Origin of the sequence: Pseudomonas californiensis, assembly GCF_021147775.1 — a bacterium.
In the GTDB taxonomy this organism is placed as follows: Bacteria; Pseudomonadota; Gammaproteobacteria; order Pseudomonadales; family Pseudomonadaceae; genus Aquipseudomonas; species Aquipseudomonas californiensis.
The window spans coordinates 42078-62409 of record NZ_JAGTPK010000023.1 but is presented as its reverse complement, the minus strand read 5'-3'; the positions used below and the strand labels follow the sequence as shown (position 1 = coordinate 62409).

General features: G+C 58.3%; 16 protein-coding genes and 1 pseudogene. 4 read left to right on the top strand and 13 right to left on the bottom strand.

Annotated elements, in window-relative coordinates; all coding sequences use genetic code 11:
- The first annotated feature begins 181 nt into the window (after positions 1-181).
- The 4 genes from KDX37_RS20295 (at position 182) to KDX37_RS20280 (ending at position 6752) form a co-directional block, all read left to right on the top strand.
- A complete protein-coding gene (locus tag KDX37_RS20295) occupies positions 182-1234 on the top strand; it encodes an RHS repeat-associated core domain-containing protein (protein WP_231654492.1) in 1053 nt (350 codons plus the stop codon).
- A gap of 216 nt (positions 1235-1450) precedes the next feature.
- Positions 1451-2569, top strand: coding sequence for an efflux RND transporter periplasmic adaptor subunit (locus tag KDX37_RS20290; protein WP_231654491.1), 1119 nt, complete (start codon positions 1451-1453; stop codon positions 2567-2569).
- On the top strand, positions 2566-3636 hold the full coding sequence (locus KDX37_RS20285; protein WP_231654490.1) for an efflux RND transporter periplasmic adaptor subunit: 1071 nt from the start codon (positions 2566-2568) through the stop codon (positions 3634-3636). The genes KDX37_RS20290 and KDX37_RS20285 overlap by 4 nt, the downstream gene beginning before the upstream one ends.
- Positions 3633-6752: an efflux RND transporter permease subunit gene (locus KDX37_RS20280; RefSeq protein WP_231654489.1), complete on the top strand. Its 3120-nt coding sequence runs from the start codon at positions 3633-3635 to the stop codon at positions 6750-6752. Before KDX37_RS20285 ends, KDX37_RS20280 begins: the two co-directional genes overlap by 4 nt.
- 54 nt (positions 6753-6806) lie before the next feature.
- Here KDX37_RS20280 and KDX37_RS20275 read toward each other — a convergent pair whose 3' ends face one another.
- From KDX37_RS20275 to KDX37_RS20215, 13 genes and pseudogenes are all read right to left on the bottom strand, one after another.
- Entirely contained in the window at positions 6807-7502 is a 696-nt protein-coding gene (locus KDX37_RS20275) for a hypothetical protein (protein ID WP_231654488.1), read from the bottom strand.
- Between the two features lie 166 nt (positions 7503-7668).
- A complete protein-coding gene (locus KDX37_RS20270; protein WP_231654487.1) occupies positions 7669-8295 on the bottom strand; it encodes a class I SAM-dependent methyltransferase in 627 nt (208 codons plus the stop codon).
- 182 nt (positions 8296-8477) lie between these two features.
- Complete coding sequence (locus tag KDX37_RS20265; protein ID WP_231654486.1) at positions 8478-9122, bottom strand: methionine ABC transporter permease; 645 nt, start codon at positions 9120-9122, stop codon at positions 8478-8480.
- A complete protein-coding gene (locus KDX37_RS20260; protein ID WP_231654485.1) occupies positions 9112-10242 on the bottom strand; it encodes a methionine ABC transporter ATP-binding protein in 1131 nt (376 codons plus the stop codon). The genes KDX37_RS20265 and KDX37_RS20260 overlap by 11 nt, the downstream gene beginning before the upstream one ends.
- Positions 10239-11027, bottom strand: a complete 789-nt coding sequence (locus KDX37_RS20255) for a MetQ/NlpA family ABC transporter substrate-binding protein (protein WP_231654484.1) — start codon at positions 11025-11027, stop codon at positions 10239-10241. The genes KDX37_RS20260 and KDX37_RS20255 overlap by 4 nt, the downstream gene beginning before the upstream one ends.
- Positions 11028-11121: 94 nt before the next feature.
- Positions 11122-12489 (bottom strand): LLM class flavin-dependent oxidoreductase, encoded by a 1368-nt coding sequence (locus KDX37_RS20250; RefSeq protein WP_231654483.1) that lies wholly within the window; start codon positions 12487-12489, stop codon positions 11122-11124.
- Positions 12489-13694 (bottom strand): SfnB family sulfur acquisition oxidoreductase, encoded by a 1206-nt coding sequence (locus KDX37_RS20245; RefSeq protein ID WP_231654482.1) that lies wholly within the window; start codon positions 13692-13694, stop codon positions 12489-12491. The genes KDX37_RS20250 and KDX37_RS20245 overlap by 1 nt, the downstream gene beginning before the upstream one ends.
- A 24-nt stretch (positions 13695-13718) precedes the next feature.
- Positions 13719-14891 carry an SfnB family sulfur acquisition oxidoreductase gene (locus KDX37_RS20240; RefSeq protein ID WP_231654512.1) on the bottom strand — a complete coding sequence of 391 codons (1173 nt, stop codon included), beginning with the start codon at positions 14889-14891 and terminating at the stop codon, positions 13719-13721.
- A gap of 536 nt (positions 14892-15427) precedes the next feature.
- Positions 15428-16156, bottom strand: a complete 729-nt coding sequence (locus KDX37_RS20235) for a hypothetical protein (RefSeq protein ID WP_231654481.1) — start codon at positions 16154-16156, stop codon at positions 15428-15430.
- A 571-nt stretch (positions 16157-16727) separates the two neighbouring features.
- Positions 16728-17471, bottom strand: a complete 744-nt coding sequence (gene tcyN, locus KDX37_RS20230) for an L-cystine ABC transporter ATP-binding protein TcyN (protein WP_231654480.1) — start codon at positions 17469-17471, stop codon at positions 16728-16730.
- A gap of 3 nt (positions 17472-17474) precedes the next feature.
- Complete coding sequence (tcyL, locus tag KDX37_RS20225; protein ID WP_231654479.1) at positions 17475-18143, bottom strand: cystine ABC transporter permease; 669 nt, start codon at positions 18141-18143, stop codon at positions 17475-17477.
- On the bottom strand, positions 18140-18937 hold the full coding sequence (gene tcyJ / locus KDX37_RS20220; RefSeq protein WP_231654478.1) for a cystine ABC transporter substrate-binding protein: 798 nt from the start codon (positions 18935-18937) through the stop codon (positions 18140-18142). The genes tcyL and tcyJ overlap by 4 nt, the downstream gene beginning before the upstream one ends.
- Before the next feature lie 207 nt (positions 18938-19144).
- Positions 19145-20142 (bottom strand): annotated as a pseudogene (locus KDX37_RS20215) (D-cysteine desulfhydrase).
- Positions 20143-20332 lie beyond the last annotated feature (190 nt).

Sequence of the window (20332 nt, the reverse complement as noted above, 5' to 3'; positions counted from 1 at the left end):
ACTGGAGCGGCGGGTTCCTGCCAAAAACGCCCGCACCTGATTGCACTGCGTGTGAATAACCTGACAGTTTTATGAGTAGTCGACACCTGTCCAAGGGTTCACTGTGAAGGGAGGAATGTGCAGGCGAGTTGTATCTCGCCTGCACAGCACCATTGCTCGACACATGCACGGGTGACGCTTCATGCTTCTGAAAACAGTAATCTGCCGCTATGGCTACGATCCCCTCGACCGCCTTGCGAGCCGTTCACCGCTCAAAGGTGCAAAGGCCCGACTGTATTATCAGAACGAGAGGCTGGTCAGCGAGATTCAAGGTGCTGAAAGCCTCCGCATTTTTCGAAACCAACGCCAAATTATTGCGCGGCAGACAGTAGGCAGTCAGTTGCCTGTGGTGGTACTGGCCGCTACGGACCGCCAGCACAGCGTGCTGCATTCAGTAACGCCGGATCAGCATTCGGTCTTTGCTTACACTTCTCATGGGCACAGCCCTTCGGCTGATCGTCGGCCTGGCTTCAATGGCGAACAGATAGACCCAGTCACAGGCCATTATTTGCTGGGCAATGGGTACCGCGCCTATAACCCTGTACTGATGCGTTTCAACAGCCCGGACAGCCTGAGTCCGTTCGGCAAGGGCGGGCTGAATGCGTGTGCGTATTGCGTCGGGGATCCGGTGAATCGCAGTGATCCGAGTGGGCATTTGTCTGAAGAATGGAAGTCTGCCTTGTATATCGCAGCAGGCTTGGTCACAGCGGGGCTTGGCTTGTTCAGCGCTCGTCCAGCGTTGCGAGCCGTTACCAGAGGTGTCAACCTCAAGCGCCCCATCGTTCCCGCAACGGGCTTGCCAGCCCGAACCGGCCCGTCCCACAGGCCTGCGAATCTCTCCGAAAGACTGACGGCTTTCACTGCGGTGGGTGCCGTGACAGCAGGTACGCTGTGGGGCTCTGCCTTTGTCGCCAACAGCATTTATCCGGACTCCGACCTTGCCAAAGGGCTGCGTACGGCGGCGCTGGTGACCAGCCTTTTCACGTTGGTCACGCGGTTTGGGGGCGTGGCGCTCGCTCGTCACACAGCCAATGCAGCGGCCAACGTCGCTGCAAAAAGAGCGTTCCGGGGTTACGTGGAAAAGGCTTTGCCGAATGCCTTGGAATTCATTACACCGCTGGTAAGCAATCTGCGCTCGGCTCAAGTCGAGATCAGAACCGGCGAGGTGCCTGTGCGAAGAGCTAATAGCCTCTAAAGCCAGAGCGAATACGAAACCACTCGTCTTTGAAGCCCCGCTTCAATTCCTGTTCGCGGCCGCTTTGTACGTGGTCATGACGTCTTTTTGTTGAGCGCAGACTCAGCCTGGCAGTGACTTGAACAAGGAACCCTCCCGCTCGCGCACAGTCGCATGTTCACGCTGTCGTCTCGTGATATCTCACGCTTGCACCCGGCATCCGCAAAAGGAGTCTGCATGCCTGCTCGTCCTCCAAGTCTGTTTGCGCTTGGCCTTGCTGTCACCCTGACGGTTCTGGCTGGCTGTGGCGAAGAAAAACCGGCGGCGCCGGACTTGCCACGGGTTTACGTGCAGCCAGTAAAAACAGCTGAATACGCTGCCAGTGTCGCATTGACGGGCGATATCCAGGCTCGGGTGCAGACGCGTCTTTCCTTCCGAGTGAACGGCAAGATCATTCAGCGCAACGTGGATGTGGGCGACCGGGTCAAGGCGAACCAGGTACTGGCACGGCTCGATCCCAAGGATCTGCAGATCAATGTCGACTCTGCGCAGGCGTCCGTCGCGGCCGAGCAGGCTCGTGTTTCTCAGACCCGTGCGGCGTTCGTGCGTCAGCAGAAGCTGCTGCCCAAGGGATACACCAGCCAGAGCGAATACGACTCTGCGCAGGCTGCTCTGCGTGGCAGCGAAAGCTCGCTGAAGGCGGCGCAGGCGCAGTTGGCGAACGCTCGAGAACAGTTGAGTTACACCGCCCTGATCGCCGATGCGCCTGGCGTGATCACCGCGCGCCAGGCTGAAGTTGGCCAGGTGGTACAGGCCACGGTGCCGATTTTTGACCTGGCCCGTGACGGCGAGCGTGACGCCGTGTTCAACGTCTACGAATCACTCTTTGTTCAGCCATCGGCGGACCAGTCGGTGACAGTGACGTTGCTTGAAAATCCGTCGATCAAGGTCAACGGCAAAGTACGCGAAGTGACCCCCGCGGTCTCTGCACAAACCGGGACGCTGCAGGTCAAGGTTGCGCTGGATGCGCTGCCTGAAGGCATGGACCTGGGCTCGGTAGTCAGTGTCGCCTTGAGCGTACCGGCCAATGCCAGTGTCGAGTTGCCTTGGTCGGCGCTCACCAAAGATCTCGGTGAGCAACTGGGCAAGCCAGCGGTGTGGGTAGTGGATGATCAGGGCAAGGTCAACCTGCGCAAGGTCACGGTCATGCGTTACCTGACTTCAAACGTCATCATTGGCGACGGTCTGAAAAGTGGAGAGAAGGTAGTGATCGCGGGCGGACAATTGTTGCATCCGGACATGCAGGTTGAAATTGCCGATCAGCCCACGCCACAGAATACCCAGGTGCAACCATGAAGCGTCTGTCAGGCCTGTTGATGAGCGGCTTGCTGCTGGTTGGATGCAGCAAGGAAGAGGCTGCTCCGGAACCGGTACGCCCCGTGGTGTTCATTGAGGCCAAGCCGGAATCCACCGCCGACTTCGGACGTTTCGCGGGCAATATCGAAGCGCGTTATCAGAGTGTGCTGGGTTTTCGTGTGGCCGGACGGATCGCCCGTCGTGACGTGGACGTGGGCAGCGAGGTGAAGCAGGGCGACTTGCTCGCTACGCTCGACCCGACTGATCAACAGAACAATGTCCGGGGCCGGCAAGGCGATCTTGCTCGCGTGCAGGCCCAGTGGATCAATGCCCAGGCCAATGCTCGTCGCCAGCAAGAGTTGTTTGACCGTGGCGTAGGCGCGCAGGCGCAACTCGATATCGCGCTGACTGATCTGCAAACCACTCGTTCGTCGTTGGAGCAGGCCAGGGCCGCCGCCCAACAGGCGAAGGACCAACTGAGCTACAGCGAATTGCGCAGTGACCATGATGCCGTGGTGACCGAGTGGAAAGTAGAGGCTGGACAAGTGGTCACCGCCGGACAGGAAGTGGTGACGTTGGCGCGGCCCGACATCAAGGAAGCGGTCATTGATTTGCCCGCATCACTGGCCGATCAGTTGCCCGATGATGTGGTATTCACCGTCGCCAGCCAGCTTGATCCGCAGGTCAACACCGCGGCGAAAGTACGCGAAATCGAACCTCAGGCCGACCGCTCGACCCGCACCCGCCGCGCGCGCCTGTCATTGACCGATACGCCTGCTGCACTGCGACTCGGCACTGCGATCAGCGTGACACTGAGCTCGACCATTACTCCGCGCATGCGTCTGCCGATCAACGCGTTGCAGGACGTCGACGGCAAGCAGCAGGTCTGGGTCATTGATTCACAGAGCCAGACTGTCAGCCCGCGAGTGGTCAGTGTGGTCAGCCTGGAGAACGACAGCTTTCTGCTGGCAGGCGGTGTCAACGCTGGAGAGAAAGTGGTAACCGCAGGCGTCAACAGCCTGAAACCGGGCCAGAAAGTCAAAGTCGATGAGGAAAGCCCACGATGAAAGGGAATTTCAATCTGTCCGAGTGGGCGATCAAGCACCAGTCGTTTGTCTGGTACCTGATGTTCGTCGCACTGCTGATGGGCGTGTTCTCCTACATGAAGCTGGGCCGCGAAGAAGATCCGTCGTTCACCATCAAGACCATGGTGATCCAGACCCGTTGGCCTGGTGCGACGGTTGACGAAACGCTGTCGCAGGTAACCGACCGTATCGAGAAAAAGCTCGAAGAACTGGATTCGCTGGATTACGTGAAGAGCTACACCCGGCCGGGCGAGTCCACGGTGTTTGTCTACCTGCGTGACACCACCAGCGCCAGCGCTATACCTGAAATCTGGTATCAGGTGCGCAAGAAGGTCGACGACATTCGCGGGCAGTTCCCCCAAGGTTTGCAGGGCCCGTCTTTCAACGACGAGTTCGGCGATGTGTTCGGATCGATCTATGCGTTCACCGCCGACGGATTCTCGATGCGCCAGCTGCGCGATTACGTCGAAAAAGTCCGCGCCGATATTCGCGAAGTGCCCGGCCTGGGCAAGGTCGAAATGGTCGGTCAGCAGGACGAAGTGATCTACCTGAACTTCTCCACCCGCAAGCTGGCAGCGCTGGGGCTGGACCAGAATCAGGTGGTGCAAAGCCTGCAATCGCAAAACGCAGTGACGCCAGCGGGGGTGATCGAGGCCGGGCCAGAGCGGATTTCTGTGCGCACGTCCGGGCAGTTTGATTCCGAAAAGGACCTGGCGGCGGTCAACCTGCGGCTCAACGACCGCTTCTATCGCTTGAGCGATATCGCGGATATTTCACGAGGCTACACAGACCCGCCCAAGCCGCTGTTTCGCTATAACGGCAAGCCCGCCATTGGCCTGTCGATTGCCATGAAGAAAGGCGGCAACATCCAGGAGTTTGGCAAGGCGCTGCATGCGCGCATGGACGCCTCGACCGCCGATTTGCCGGTCGGTGTTGGCGTGCACAAGGTTTCAGATCAGGCCGAGGTGGTAGACAAGGCTGTGGGCGGTTTTACCAGCGCATTGTTCGAGGCGGTGATCATCGTCTTGCTGGTCAGCTTTGTCAGCCTTGGCGTGCGCGCCGGGCTGGTAGTGGCCTGTTCGATCCCGCTGGTGCTGGCCATGGTGTTCGTGTTCATGGAATACAGCGGCATCACCATGCAACGGATTTCGCTCGGGGCGTTGATCATTGCCCTGGGGTTGCTGGTGGATGACGCCATGATTACCGTCGAAATGATGGTGACGCGTCTGGAAATGGGCGAGACCAAAGAACAGGCCGCGACCTATGCTTACACCTCGACCGCATTCCCGATGCTTACCGGTACGCTGGTGACCGTGGCAGGATTTGTGCCGATCGGCTTGAACGCCAGTTCGGCGGGGGAGTACACCTTCACGCTGTTTGCCGTGATCGCGGTGGCGATGCTCGTGTCCTGGGTGGTCGCTGTGCTCTTCGCGCCGGTGATCGGCGTGCATATTCTGAGCAGTAACATCAAACCCAAGTCCGAGGAACCGGGGCGCATCGGCCGAGCGTTCAACGCCAGCATGCTGTGGGCCATGCGCCACCGCTGGATGGCGATTGGTATCACCCTGGCGCTGTTCGCAGCGTCGCTGTTTTCAATGCAGTTCGTGCAGAGCCAATTCTTTCCGTCGTCGGACCGGCCGGAAATTCTCGTCGACCTCAACCTGCCGCAGAACGCCTCGATCAACGAGACGCGCAAGGTCGTGGATCGCTTCGAAGCGAGCCTCAAGGATGACCCGGACATCGAGCGCTGGAGCACTTATATCGGGCAAGGCGCCGTGCGCTTCTACCTGCCGCTCGACCAGCAACTGGAAAACCCGTTTTACGCCCAACTGGTCATTGTCAGTAAAGGTCTTGAGGAGCGGGGCGCTTTGACCGCGCGGCTGCAAAAGCGTCTGCGTGATGACTACGTCGGCATTGGTTCGTACGTACAACCGCTGGAAATGGGGCCGCCGGTGGGCCGCCCACTGCAGTATCGCGTCAGTGGCGAAAACATCGACAAGGTCCGCCAGCACGCCATCGAACTGGCCACGCTGCTCGACAACAACCCGCATGTAGGCGAAGTGATCTACGACTGGAACGAGCCGGGCAAGGTCCTGCGCATCGACATCAATCAGGACAAGGCGCGTCAGTTGGGTCTGTCTTCCGAGGACGTGGCCAAGCTCATGAACAGCGTGGTCAGCGGCTCGGCGGTAACGCAGGTACGCGACGACATCTACCTGATCAACGTGGTGGGGCGCGCTGAAGACGCTGAGCGCGGCACGCCTGAAACCTTGCAGAACCTGCAGATCGTCACGCCGTCCGGCGCGTCCATTCCGCTGTTGGCCTTCGCTACGGTGGGCTACGAGCTTGAGCAGCCGCTGGTCTGGCGCCGTGATCGCAAGCCGACCATCACCGTGAAAGGTGCCGTGCGTGACGAGATTCAGCCGACAGATCTGGTGAAACAGTTGCAGCCGGAAATCGACAAATTCTCTTCAGGCCTGCCCGTGGGTTACAAGGTCGCTACGGGCGGTACCGTCGAAGAAAGCAGCAAGGCCCAAGGGCCTATCGCCAGTGTCGTGCCGTTGATGCTGTTTTTGATGGCGACGTTCCTGATGATCCAGTTGCACAGCGTGCAGAAGATGTTTCTGGTGGCCAGCGTTGCGCCGCTGGGCCTGATCGGCGTAGTGCTGGCGCTCATTCCGACCGGCACACCGCTGGGCTTCGTGGCGATTCTCGGGGTATTGGCGCTGATCGGGATCATCATCCGTAACTCGGTGATTCTGGTCACCCAGATCGATGCGTACGAGCGCAGCGGCTACCTGCCGTGGGACGCCGTGGTAGAAGCCACCGAGCATCGTCGTCGACCGATCCTGCTCACCGCAGCGGCGGCGAGCCTGGGCATGATCCCGATCGCCCGCGAGGTGTTCTGGGGCCCCATGGCCTACGCCATGATCGGCGGCATCATTATCGCGACCTTGCTCACCTTGTTGTTCCTGCCTGCGCTCTATGTGGCCTGGTACAGAATCAAGGAGCCCAGCGACGAGCAGCGCCGTGACGCATCGAAAAAGAATGAGCGGGCCGACCAGGACAAGGGTGAGCAGCCGCAGCCCGCGCAGTGAGGCTGTGAAGTCCCTCGCCGTAAGATATAACGGCGAGGGGCAGCTTGCTTTGCGTTAACTCTCGGTCAGTTCAAAATTGCTGAATCTTATTTCTGCTTTCTGGTCGCCCATGTCGTAGATAAGTTCGGGATATTCTTGGCTGTTGGCGTCAGGTACTATTAGGTCAAACGTGCAGTCCTTAATGCCGTCAGGCAGTACAATGCTAAATGTATAGTGTGCCCAATGAGGCGCTGCAACACTCCAGGCTTGGTCTATAGCTGCTGGCTCACTGGGTGATCTGTGCTTGAAAAGCAAGACAAAGAATACATCGCCTAATTCGCTATCTGTACTTGAGGCGTCAAATTGCAACTGAAGCATCTTGCCAGTAGGTGGGTTAATTTTCTGACTGATTTGGCTGGCGGCTCCCAGCTTTATGCTTCGAGATTTTTTTGGGGAGACAGTCAATATTGAGTCATTCACTATCAGTTCGTTCTCGGTATCGATAAACTCTCTTGTGAATGATGTTTTTTGTTCCACTATTTTTTCTTCTTTTATTATTGTATTCGGATAATATTCCGTTGTTGAATAGGTTTGAGGTTTTTCCAGGTGTCGGTGTGTAAAGGGCTCTTGCAGATTAGTGATAAACGCTTGATAACCTGTTGCGCTATCCGCGCCTCCATGAATTTGAAAGTCAGGAGCGAAGTCAGTGGGTACATCCCAGTTCGCAAGGCCATCGCTGAAGTCGCCATTTTTTATATAATTCGTCGTCATTAAAATCACTCCATTGATCATTAATCCGTGGCTGAAAATTTTAAGCTGCGGCCGTTGCTCTATCTTAGTGCATGCCGTTCTGCTGCAGAACTGGCATAACTACCAGGAGTACCTCTCCATTGGTGATCCCGCATGCATTCAGAGCCTCTTTTTATCAAACCGACGCTTAATGGCGACGCCACACACTCGCCAGCCACGGCTGCTGTTCCCTCGGCAGCCCGGCGGGGCGGTAATAGTGTTCCAGCTCGGCAAACCCTGCATCGGTCAGCAGCGCACGCCAAGACTCAAGATCATGGTAGGCGCCGTAGCGTTCGCCGTTCCAGCCTTCGTCGTTGTGTCCGCGCGGGTTGGAGCTGAACAGTACGCCACCCGGTTTCAGGGTGCCGTACAGTTGGCGCAGTACCCGTGGCAGTTCCTGTTTCGGGACGTGGAACAACACTGCGTTGGCAAAGATGCCGTCGAATCGCGCCGCAGGCAGGTCCAGCTCCAGGAAGTTTTGATGCAACACGTCGCAGCCGCTGTCGGAGCGAGCCATCTCGGCAAAACGCTCGGAGCCGTCCAGCCCGGTCGCGACATGCCCCATGGCAGTGAAGGTCTGCAGATCCCGCCCTGGACCACAGCCAAAATCCAGAATCTGAAACGGTGCCGAGCCCTGAATGTGGCGTAGCAGGGCGTCGATGTTCTGACTGACGTCGTGATCCCGTGTGCCCTCACGAAAACCTTCAGCGACGTTGTTGTAGTTGCCCAGGGTGGTGGCGGTGATCTGAGCGAGGTCTTGCGGATCGAGTTTCATTGGGACAGATTCTGGGCCGGTGGAGCTGCCAATATACCCTTGCCCTATTTTTGAACAATCATCGGCGCTGATTGAGCACCATATCGACCACCTCATTGATGGTTTCCAGTCGCTCCCAGTCGGCCGACGCGGGATTCAGCTTGTACTCCCATTTCACCTGCATCATGAAGCACGTGAGGTCGTCAGCGCTTGTTGAAACTGCGTGCCAGTCTGTCGCCGCCCAGTTGCACGATGGCGACCACTGCAACCAGAAGCACGATCACGGTCAGCATGATCTGCGTGTCAAAACGCTGGTAACCGTAGCGATAGGCGATGTCCCCCAGCCCGCCTGCGCCGATGGCACCGGCCATGGCCGAGGAGTTGATCATGGTCACCAGCGTGATGGTGAAACCGCCAACGATGCCCGGCAGCGCTTCCGGCAGCAGCACGTGCCAAATGATGTGCCAGCGACGGCAACCCATGGCTTGCGCCGCTTCGATCAGGCCGTGGTCGACTTCCCGCAGACTCACTTCAGCGATGCGCGCGAAGAACGGCGTGGCGGCGATGGTCAGTGGCACGACCGCCGCCCAGACGCCGTACGTGGTGCCGACGATCATCCGGGTGAAAGGGATCAGCGCCACCATCAGAATCAAAAAAGGGATCGAGCGAAACAGGTTTACGAACCCACCCAGCACCCGGTTGACGGCCGGTGCTTCGTAAATACCGCCCCTGGAGCTGGTAACCAGAATCACGGCCAGTGGAATCCCCAGCAAAAACGCGATCAACGAGGACGCCCCGACCATCAGAAACGTATCGAGCGTCCCTTGCAGCAAGCGATCAAACCACATAACCCAATACCTCCACGCGCGGCGCCTGTTTGCGGGCCCGCGCCAGTAGCTCCTCGCGACCAAACGGCGAGCCGCTGATCGACAGGATCAAATGACCGATGGCGCGATCCTGAATGCGTTCGACGCCGCCTTGCAGCAACTGCACCTTGCCGCCCAGCGCGCTAAACAACGCGGCCAGGTCAGGTCCCTGATCGCTGACACCTGTGAAATGCACATCCAGCAACAGCGTGGCATCGGGCTGCTGCGGTTCCGCGGTCAGGCGCTCTGCCCATTCTTTTGGCAAGCCCAGTTGCAGGGGTGCCAGCAAGGTTTTACTGACGTCGTGCTGCGGGTTGCCAAACACTTGCCAGACCTTGCCCTGCTCAACGATCTGGCCTTTTTCGAGCACTACCACGCGGTGACAGATGTCACGTATCACGGCCATCTCATGGGTGATCAAAACGATGGTCAGCCCCAGACGCTGGTTGATCTCGCGCAACAGTCCAAGGATCGATTGGGTGGTCTCTGGATCCAGCGCGGACGTTGCTTCGTCACACAGCAGAATCGCAGGGTCGTGGACCAGCGCGCGGGCAATGCCGACACGCTGCTTCTGGCCGCCTGACAATTGCGCCGGATAGGCCTTGTGCTTGTCCTGCAAACCGACCAGCTCCAGCAACTGCGCGACCTTGCGTTGACGCTGTTCCTTGGGTACGCCCGCGACCTTGAGCGGCAACTCAACGTTCTGCCAGACGGTCTTGGCCGACATCAAATTGAAGTGCTGGAAGATCATGCCGATGCGTCGGCGCAGCTCTACCAGTCTGTCCTCATTGAATTCGCCGATGTCGACCTGATCGATCAGCACACGGCCGCTGCTGGGTTGTTCCAGACGGTTGATGGTGCGGATCAGCGACGACTTGCCCGCGCCGCTGCGACCGATGATGCCGAAGATTTCGCCGCGCTGAATGGCCAGATCGATATTGCCCAGCGCTTCTACCGGGCCTTGTTTGCCGTGATAGGTTTTGCCCAGATTGATGAAGCGGACATGGGCGTGGTTGAGGTCCGGGCGCAGTTCGGTCTGGTGTGCCAGAGGTGCTGCGCCCGTGGTGTCGAGTGGCAGTTGCCGTTGCGCGGTGGCCGTCATTCTTTCCACCCTACCTGGTAGAGTTTGCCGTTGACCTTGTCCAGCGCAGCGCGCACGACGGGCGAGTGCTGATAGATATCGACGAATTTCGCCAGGCGCGGATCGTCCTTGTGATCAGGCTTGATCACGAACTGGATGACGTATTCAGGGTGGTCCATGCCATCAAACAGAATGGCCGAATCGGCAGGGAAGGTTTTGGCCAGACGGATGTAAGCGGGATAGCCCTGCACCAGGTCAGCATCGTCGTAGGCGCGGACCAGTTGAACCGCCTCGACCTGAATGATCTTGAGTTTCCTGGGGTTGGCGGTGATGTCATCTTCGGTCGCCTTGAAGCCGACGCCTTGCTTGAGCGTGATCAGCCCGGCCTTGGCCAGCAGTTGCAGCCCGCGCCCACTGTTGATCGGGTCATTGGCGATCGCGACGGTGGCGCCTGCAGGCAGCTCCTCGAAGCTTTTGTATTTTTTCGAGTACAGCCCGACGTTGTTGATGATGCCAGGCGCGTACGGCACCAGTCCGAACCCGGCGGCCTCATTGGCGTTGGTCAGAAAGGGGATGTGCTGAAAGTAGTTCACGTCGATGTCGCCCGCAGCGAGGGTGACATTCGGTGCGATCCAGTCGGTGAACTCCACCAGCTCGACTTTCAGGCCTTGCTTGCCGGCCTCTTCGACGGCCGCTTCCAGCGGGATAGCGAACGCTGCAGTGGTGCCGACTTTCAGCGGCGCGTCGGCAGCGTGAGCGGTCAGGGTCAACAGGCCAAGGGCCAGTGCTACGAGGGTCTTTGTCATCGTGTGATCCATGGGTTGTCTGGTTTGAAGGCCTGATCGTTTTCAAGACGGATGTCCTGAACGGCTGTTGTTTGTGGCTGTGTCTTGCAGTGACTCAAGAAGCTTTCGTTTGTCGGTAGCCTGCGCCCGCGTGGCGTTCCGGCAAGCGATCCGAGCCGTCGGGGAACAGCTTTCTGCGCAGGCTGCCTTCCTCGTAGGCGGTCTTGTACGATCCGCGGCGTTGCAGCTCGGGAATGACCAGATCAATGAAGTCCTCGTAGCTTTCCGGCGTGACGATACGAGTCAGGTTGAAGCCGTCCAGGCCGGTTTCCTCGATCCACGATTCCAGCTCGTCGGCGACCTGCTCGGGCGAGCCGACGACGGTGATGTAACGGCCCCCCAGCGCGTGCTGATCCAGCAGCTTCTGGCGGGTCCAGTCGTTGTTTTTCAGGTTTTTGGTGGCGGACTGGATGGCGTTGCTCTTCACGTACTGAATCGGTTCGTCCAGTTCGTATTCGGCAAAGTCGATGCCGGTAGAGGCTGCAAAGTGCGCCACACCGGCTTCGGCGCTGGCATGACGCCGGTACTCGGCGTGTTTCTCCCGGGCCAGCGCCTCGGTCGCGGCAACGATCACGTTCAGGCCCATGAACACCTTGATGTCGTCCGGGTTACGCCCGGCCGCCACTGCGCTGGCGCGCACCTTGTCGACCTGCTCGCGGGTTGATGTCTTGTTCTGGCCACTGATGAACACGCATTCGGCGTTCTGCCCGGCAAACTGCAGACCACGCTCAGAACTGCCCGCCTGAAACAGCACAGGCGTGCGCTGCGGCGAGGGTTCGCAGAGGTGATAGCCCTCGACCTGATAAAACTCGCCCTGGTGACGCACCTTGTGGACTTTTTCCGGCTGGGTGTAGATCCGCTGCTCAGGGTCGTTGATGACCGCATCGTCTTCCCAGCTGCCTTCCCATAGCTTGTAGAGCACCTCCAGGTATTCGTCGGCCTGATCGTAACGACGGTCATGTTCGACCTGTTCGCTCAGGCCCATGGCGCGAGCTGCGCTGTCCAGGTAGCCGGTGACGATGTTCCAGCCCACTCGGCCATCGCTCAGGTGGTCGAGCGTCGACATGCGACGTGCGAACAGATAGGGCGCATCGTAGGTCAGGTTGGCGGTCAGGCCGAAACCCAGATGCCGGGTCACGCCTGCCATGGCCGACACCAGCGGCAGCGGGTCGTTGACCGGCAGTTGAATGGCTTCCTTCAGCGTAACGTCCACCGAGTTCTGGTAGATGTCGTACACGCCCACGATGTCGGCAATGAACAGCCCGTCGAACAGACCGCGCTCCAGCAGTTTTGCCAGATCGGTCCAGTAGTCCAGACGGTTGAAGCGGGTGGAGGTGTCACGCGGGTGCGTCCACAGGCCATGGTTGATATGGCCGATGCAGTTCATGTTGAACGCGTTGAGCAGAATCTTCTTGCGCGCCATCAGATCGTCCCCCGCAAAGGAGGATTCGTGTCATTGAGGTAGTAGTTGCCGATGGCGTGAAATTTCCAGCGTACCGGATCGTGCAGGGTGTGCACGCGAGCATTGCGCCAGTGGCGGTCCAGCCCATGTTCGGCGAGGGTGGACTGGCTGCCGGCCAATTCAAACAGAGTGCTGCCGGCGGCCAGCGAAATATCGGTGCTGATGGCCCGGGCCTCTGCCACTGCGATGGAAGCCGCTGCCACGGTCTCGGCGTTGCTGTCCGCCTGGGCGATGTCCAGATATTCCCCGGCCCGTTCCAGCAGGGCTTCGGCAGCGTGCAGGCGAATGCCCAGTCTGCCAAAGCTGTGCAGGGTCAACGGATCGTCGACGGCTTTTTCGATCCCGGAGTCGATCCACGGACGTGTGCGGGTGCGTACAAACGCGAGGGCATCTTCGAAGGCGACACGGGCGATACCGGTGTCGATGGCGGCGTGAAGAATCTGCGCCAGCGGGCCGACGGTGGTTGGACGCTCGAAGGCGCTTTGAAACGGCAGTACGTCGTCGGCGCTGACGTACACGTTGTTGAACACCACCGAACCGCTGCCGGTGGTCCGTTGACCAAAGCCGCTCCAGTCATCAATGACGGTCAGGCCTTCGCTGTCGTGATGGACGAATGCCAGTTGCTGAACGCCATCGTCATCGATCACCGAGGTCGGGATACGTTGCGCATACAACGCGCCGGTGGCGTAAAACTTGCGACCGTTGATGCGGTAACCGTCACCGTCGCGCTTGAGGCGGGTGGTGCGGTCGTGGGCGGTCTTTGTACCCAGTTCAGCCAGCGCATTGCCAAAGCGCTTGCCCGCCAATGCTTCGGCGAACAGTCGTGCCTGCTGTTGCGGGCTGCCATTTACGCGCAGCACTTCGAGTGCATAGAAATGGTTTTGCGGAATCTGCCCCAGCGAGCCGTCGGCTTCTGCGATCAACTGGATCACCTTGGCCAGCGTGACATTGGAAACGCCTGCGCCGCCATAGGCTTTGGGCACGTTGATGCCCCACAGGCCAGACTGGCTGAACAGGTCGAGTTCGGCATGTGGCAAACGTCGCTCGCGATCGCGCAGGGCACTTTCGGCCTTGAAATATTGAGCCAGTTCGCCAGCCACTTGCAGGGCCTGGGCGTCACTGGTGATCAGCGCCGCGTTGTCGCGCGCTTGTGGGTTGAAGCTCATGGAAGGTGTCTCCAGTGGTCTGGTTCAGATCCAGGAATGGCGAGCGGGCAGGGTGCCGTTCAGGTGCCAGGTACCCACGGCGTGGTATTTCCAGCGCACCGGGTCGTGGAGGGTGTGAACGCGTGCGTTGCGCCAGTGGCGGTCGAGGTTGAACTCGGCCAGGGTTGCGCGGCTGCCCGCCAGCTCGAACAGCTTTTCACTGGCCAGCAACGATATTTCGGTGGTCAGCACTTTGGCGCGTGCCACGGCAATGGACGCTCTGGCTGCGGCGTGTTCGTCGATGGGCGAGGCATTGATTGCATCGAGTTCCTGACCTGCCTTGCGCAGCAGCGCCTCGGCAGCGTGCAGTTCGAGCTTCAGCTTGCCGATGTCGGCGATCACGTAAAGATCGTCACTGGCGCGCTCGACCTTGGCATCGATCCACGGACGCGACCGGTCACGGACAAATGCGATGGCGTCATCAATGGCTCCACGGGCAATGCCCGCGTCAATGGCTGCCTGAATCAACTGCGAGACTGCGCCCTGAATGTTCGGCGTGAGCGACAACCGCCAGTTATCAATCACGTTTTCGGCGTCGACCGGCACGTTGTCGAGCAACACGGTGCCGCTGGCAGTGGTGCGCTGGCCAAAGCCTGACCAGTCATCAACGATGCGCAGGCCGGGTGTGCCGCGCTTGACGACCGCCATCACTTGGCGACCTTCGTCATCCAGCGCCTTGACCGCCACCCAGTGGGCGAACAGCGCGCCTGTGGAGTAGAACTTCTGGCCGTTGATGACAAAACGATCACCATCGGCGGTAATCCGGGCCTTCAGTTCCAAGGTGTTTTTGGTACCGCGCTCTGGGCCTGCATTGCCGATGCGCCAGCCTTCCAGCACGCTTCGGAACAGCGACTGTTTCTGCTGCTCGTTGGCGCTGCCCTGAAGCAGATGGAGAATGCCGAACTGGTTCTGCGGGATTTGCCCGAGTGCCGGATCAGCAACAGAGATGATCCTGAAGACTTCCGCCACGGTCACAAACGAGACCTCTGGCCCACCGTACGCGCGTGGGATTGAAATGCTGCCTAATCCGCTGCGGGTGAAGTGTTCGATTTCTGACCAGGGCAGGGCGCGTTCCTGATCTCGTCTGGCTGCATGCAGCCTGGCGAGTGCTGCCAGTTCGTGAGCCGCTGCAATCGCTTCGGCGTCGTTTTGCAACACCTTGGCAGGCAACAAATGGGGTGCAACGTCGTGCTCTTGTGAAGCCTTGACGTTGTGGGGGTAAACCGCTGCCAGATCAGACTCGCGTCGCTCACTGGCAGAGGAGACCGCCCTGGTGTTATCCACAGGGGTGGTTGTGAAGGTGACCATCGAAACCTCGTAGCAGTAGACCGCAGCGTTGCGGCTGAAAAACATCACGATGTCCGGTGGTCCGGTGCATATACCCTAAGCGTGTATAAAATATTTTAAAACATCATTTTTGGAATAAGCATAGATGGTTATCAGCGGTGCCCGGACGTAAGCCGGCTACCTGCTGATTGTAAAGGGCAAACATGAAACGGTTCACACGCAAAGGCGAACAGGCTGCGGACGCTCGTATAGCGATCATCGTTGTTCAGAACGGTCTAAAGCCACGCCCTGTTTTCAGGACGATTTTATTGTCAGCTTATATAGAGATAGCGGCTGAATGAGTGCCAACGCTGTATTCGGTATTGACCTGAGTGTTTAGCCCGCGCTGGAAAGTTATTCTGAAGGGTTCAATGGGACAATTCGCTTGACGGCCGGATCCTTATTTCACGTGGCGGCGCCCACAGCGAGTTGTTGCCGACGCGATCAATGATGCAATACGTGGCGTCCACCGAATGTTCATCGCCCGCTTCAAGAATCAATGACGACGGCAATACCAGGTCGATAGGTTCACCAATGTCCTGCGTTGTGAGTGGCGGCAGATCCATCCGTACATCGCCCCAGCGGATCGTGATTTCGTCATGTGCGGCCATGTTCAGGTAAGGCTCGATGGTCATCGGCAGCCCGTTGCTGATGTGTCGCTCTCCAAGGCCATGGCGCAGGACGGAGGGCGCAACATACAGCGGAGCCAAGCCCTGATTTTCTTCGATGTTGCTGCTCAGCAGCGTGCCGCCTGGAGCATCCAGCTTGACCCACAGCTTGCGACAGGCCGATGTGATCGGCATGCCTCCCACTTTCATCACTCTGTAATAGGTACGCGCCTTGCCGTTTTGTAGAAAGCTTTCCTGTACGCGTAGGACGACAGTGTTGTTGATGTCAGGCGGCGTCAGAATTTTTGACGCAACGTAACAGCCATCCCAAAACAATTCGATCAGATCGCCTTCGTCCATTCCCTCATAAGGATCAATGTGCACGACCAGGTGCGGGGCAGTCCTGACGCCTATGCCGTGGCGGCTGGCCTGCGGTACAGAAGGGGCTGGCAGTTTTGGAGTGCCGGATATACAGGAGATAAAGTTCATGGCCAAAGGCTCCGGAAAAGTGAATTAAATTGTAAAGTGGTCATAAGTTGTAACGTTCAAGTTAAATAGCGCTCGAAATGAGCGGAGTGATAAGTACCTTAAAGTTCCAAGGTTAGGCAAACATTACAAACTGTTGGAATTCAGCACTTGAAATTCTTCTCCGCTTTTGAATGCTTCGGCTGGGAGCTAATGGGCTTTGTGCGCAACTGTCAATATACGGTCGGTGACAAGTGGAGGCTTTCCGAAAAATTAGATGCTTCCTACAGATAATAATCAGAACTGTTTACTTGGGCTGAATCTCATGTCCTACCACTGGATATCAATGCTGTAGAAAAGCCCTGTCAGCGCTCGGTTTAAGGAAAGGCTCGATCTGGGCTGGGGTTGTCACAGACGCAAGGCGCGTTTTATTTTTGGCGAAGGAGCCCGCCGGAGAGTTTTACTGTTTCGATGGGTTGTCAAAAGCAGGCGTAGGAAAGTCAGCAGTTATCTCGATTGATCAATTTTTTTGTAAATGTGAGACAAAAAAAAGCAGCGCCGAATGGGCGCTGCCTTTGGAGGTAGGCTTGTAGGATCAGGCCCTGGTTCGCTCCAGAAATTGCCGTGTACGCTCCTCCTTCGGCTGGGCAAAAAACGCTTTCGCCTCGCCCTGTTCCACGATGACGCCTTTATCGATGAAGATCACCCGATTGGCTACGTCGCGCGCAAAGCTCATCTCGTGCGTGACGATGACCATGGTGCGATTTTCTTCGGCGAGCGCGCGAATGGTGGTCAGCACTTCGCCCACCAGTTCCGGGTCCAGCGCAGAGGTGGGCTCATCGAACAGGATCACTTGCGGCTCCATCGCCAGCGCGCGAGCAATCGCCACCCGTTGTTGCTGCCCGCCAGAAAGCCTGCGTGGATAAGCGTCTTCCTTGCCGGTCAGGCCGACTTTGGCCAGCAATTGCCGCCCGAGTGCCAGTGCCTGTTCTCGCTCGACCTTCTTGACCACAATCGGGCCTTCGACGACGTTTTCCAGCGCGGTGCGATGCGGGAACAGGTTGAAGTTCTGAAACACGAACCCGACCTGCTGACGCAGTCGACGAATCAGACCTTGCTGCTGACTGATCGGGCGGGCGCCGTCAATCTCGATATCGCCGACCGTGATCTTGCCGCTGTCGGGCGTTTCCAGCAGGTTCAGGCAGCGCAACAGGGTGGTCTTGCCCGAACCGCTCGGGCCGATGATGGCAACGACCTCCCCGGCTTCGATGCGCAGATCAATGCCCTTGAGCACCTGATTGCCTTTGAATTCCTTGGTGAGTTTTTCAACCACGATCATGCTTCAAGACTCCAGGTCATGCCGATTGACCCTCGCTTCCAGCCTGTTCTGCAGGTGTGAAAGTGCAGTGGCAAGGATCCAGTAGATCAATGCGGCGGCAAGGTACATGGTGAAAATTTCAAAGGTGCGCGCGGTAATCAGTTGAGCCTGGCGGAACAGCTCAGGTACCTGGATGGTAGCCGCCAGAGCGGTGTCCTTGACCAGTGAGATGAAACTGTTGCCCAACGGCGGCAAGGCGGTGCGAGCGGCCTGGGGCAGGATCGCCCGGCGCATGGTTTGCCAGCGTGTCATGCCGATGCTGGCCGCGGCTTCCCATTGACCACGTTCCACCGCTCCAATGGCCGAGCGCAGGATCTCGCACGCATACGCGCCCATGTTCAACGAAAAACCGATCAGCGCTGCGGTCAGAGGCTCGAGTTCGATCCCCAGTTCCGGCAGGCCGTAATAGATCATGAACAGTTGCACGAGTAGCGGCGTGCCGCGAAAGAACGACACGTAGATACGTGCAATCCAGCCCAGCGGCTTGAAACGCGACAGGCGCATCAGTGCCAGGCCGAAGCCCAGCACCAGCCCGAAGAACATGCCACCCAGGCTGAGGATGACTGTGTAATACGCGCCCTTGAGCAGAAAAGGCGCGGAATCCAGCGCGAGCTTCAGGCTCTCTTCGATCATTTGGTTACGTCAGCACTGAAATATTTCTGCGACAGCTTGGCGAGTGTGCCGTCGGCACGCAGCTTGTCGATGGCCTTGTTGATCGCGTCCAGCAATTCGGGTTCGCCTTTGCGCAAGGTGACGCCTGCTTCCTGACGGGAAAACGGTGCACCGGCAACCGCGAGAGTGTCTTTGGTCTTGGCAACCAGTTCCAGAGCAGCCAGACGGTCGACCAGAATCGCGTCGATACGGCCTACACGCAGGTCCTGATATTTGGTTGGGTCATCGTCGTAGGTCTTGACCACTGCGCCGGGTACGTTCTCTTTCAACCATTGTTCGTAGTTGGTGCCCAGACCCACGCCGACTTTCTTGCCGGTCAGGTCCTGAGCGGTCTTGAACGCGCCTTCATTCTTCTTCTGGGTCAGCGCCTGAATACCGGAGATGGTGTAGGGCTGGGAGAAATCGTACTTTTTCTTGCGTTCGTCAGAAATGGTGACCTGGTTAATGACCACGTCCAGACGCTTGGACTCCAGTGCGGCAAGGATGCCATCCCATTTGGTGGTCTGCAGCTTGGCTTTTACGCCCAGTTCCTTGGCCAGTGCCTCGGAGAACTCGACTTCAAAGCCGGTCAGTTTGCCATTGGCGTCCACGAAGCTGAACGGTGGGTAGGTGCCTTCCAGGCCCACGCTGAGTGTGCCGCTATCCTTGATTTTCTGCAGTTGCTCGCCAGCCATGGCTTGTCCAGCGATACCGGAACCGAGCATCAAGCCCAGTGCCGAGAAAAGAAACGTGCGACGAATAGCGGAAATGTTCATGCGAGCCTCTTGTTGGTATTGAGTGTCTGGCCTTTTACTGACCCGACTGGAGCGTCTTGGTGCTGAATAAATTCAGCCTTTTTTCAGGCGGCTTTTTACTGTCTGCACCTGCGGGCGCCACTATAAGGCCATGCCTTTATGAATAAAAATAACTAAAAGAGCTTATTTTTTACATTATGGGCATAACGACACGTTTCGCGGTCAACCTCAGTCAGCGAACACGTCAGGGTAAGCGAACAACGCTGGCGCACCGCCGGTATGCAGGAAGATCAACGGACCGTCATTGAAGCGCTGGCGACCGATACCATCCAGCAGGCCGGCCATTGCTTTGCCGGTGTAAACCGGGTCCAGCAGCAGCCCTTCATGGCTGGCTACCAGTTTGATCGCCGACAGCGTTCCGGCATTGGGTTCGCCGTAGCGCGGGGCGAAGTATTCGTCCCAAAGCTCGACCTTGAAGTGTTCCGGCAAGGCGATATCCAGCAACTCGGCGGTGCGCTCGGCGAGGCCCTGCACTTTCGGCAACTGCGCCTCTTCGCTGCGCGATACCGTCACGCCGATGACGGGCAGCTCCGGCAGCTCGTGAGCAAGTGCCAGCGCCAGGCCACTGTGCGTTCCAGCGCTGCCGGACGCCAGCACGACGGCTGCAAACTCGATGCCGGTCTGTTTGATCTGTTCGGCCAGTTCAAGCCCGGCACGCACATAACCCAACGCTCCGACAGGGCTGGAACCACCGATCGGCACCACATAAGGCTTCTTGCCGTTGGCCAGCAGACGGGTCGCCAATGCCTGAAGCTGTTGGTCGGCGTTGTCGAGGTTTTCTACCAGTTCGACCTTGGCATCGAACAACCCCAGCAGCAGACGGTTGCCATTGTTCAGGTAGCTCGGGTCTTCGGTGTTGATCGGGTTTTCCAGCAGCGCAACACAACCCAGGCCCAGACGTGCTGCCAGCGCTGCGGTCTGGCGCACATGATTGGACTGGATGGCACCTGCGGTAATCAGGGTGTCGGCACCCTGTGCCAACGCATCAGCCGCAAGGTATTCAAGTTTGCGAACCTTGTTGCCCCCAGCGCCAGCGTTGTGGTGTCATCGCGTTTGATGTAGATGTCTCGGCCCGCCCAGGACGACAGCCGTTCGAGCTTTTCCAGAGCAGTAGGAGCGTCAATCAATGGCAGGCGATTAAAGCGGGCGAGCTGATGGTTGATCATGGTGATAAATAAGCCGTGTAAAGAGTCATCGGACTATAGGCAGACGTTTCCTGCACGGCAACCCGTCTGTGCTTATGCTTGGCTCAGTGATTTCCTACAAAAATTGTTATTTTTTCCACTTGAATGTTTGCCGTAGAGTGGCAGCAGCAGCGTCCAGCAACCGGGTCGCCACCGTCAACACCAAGGAGAG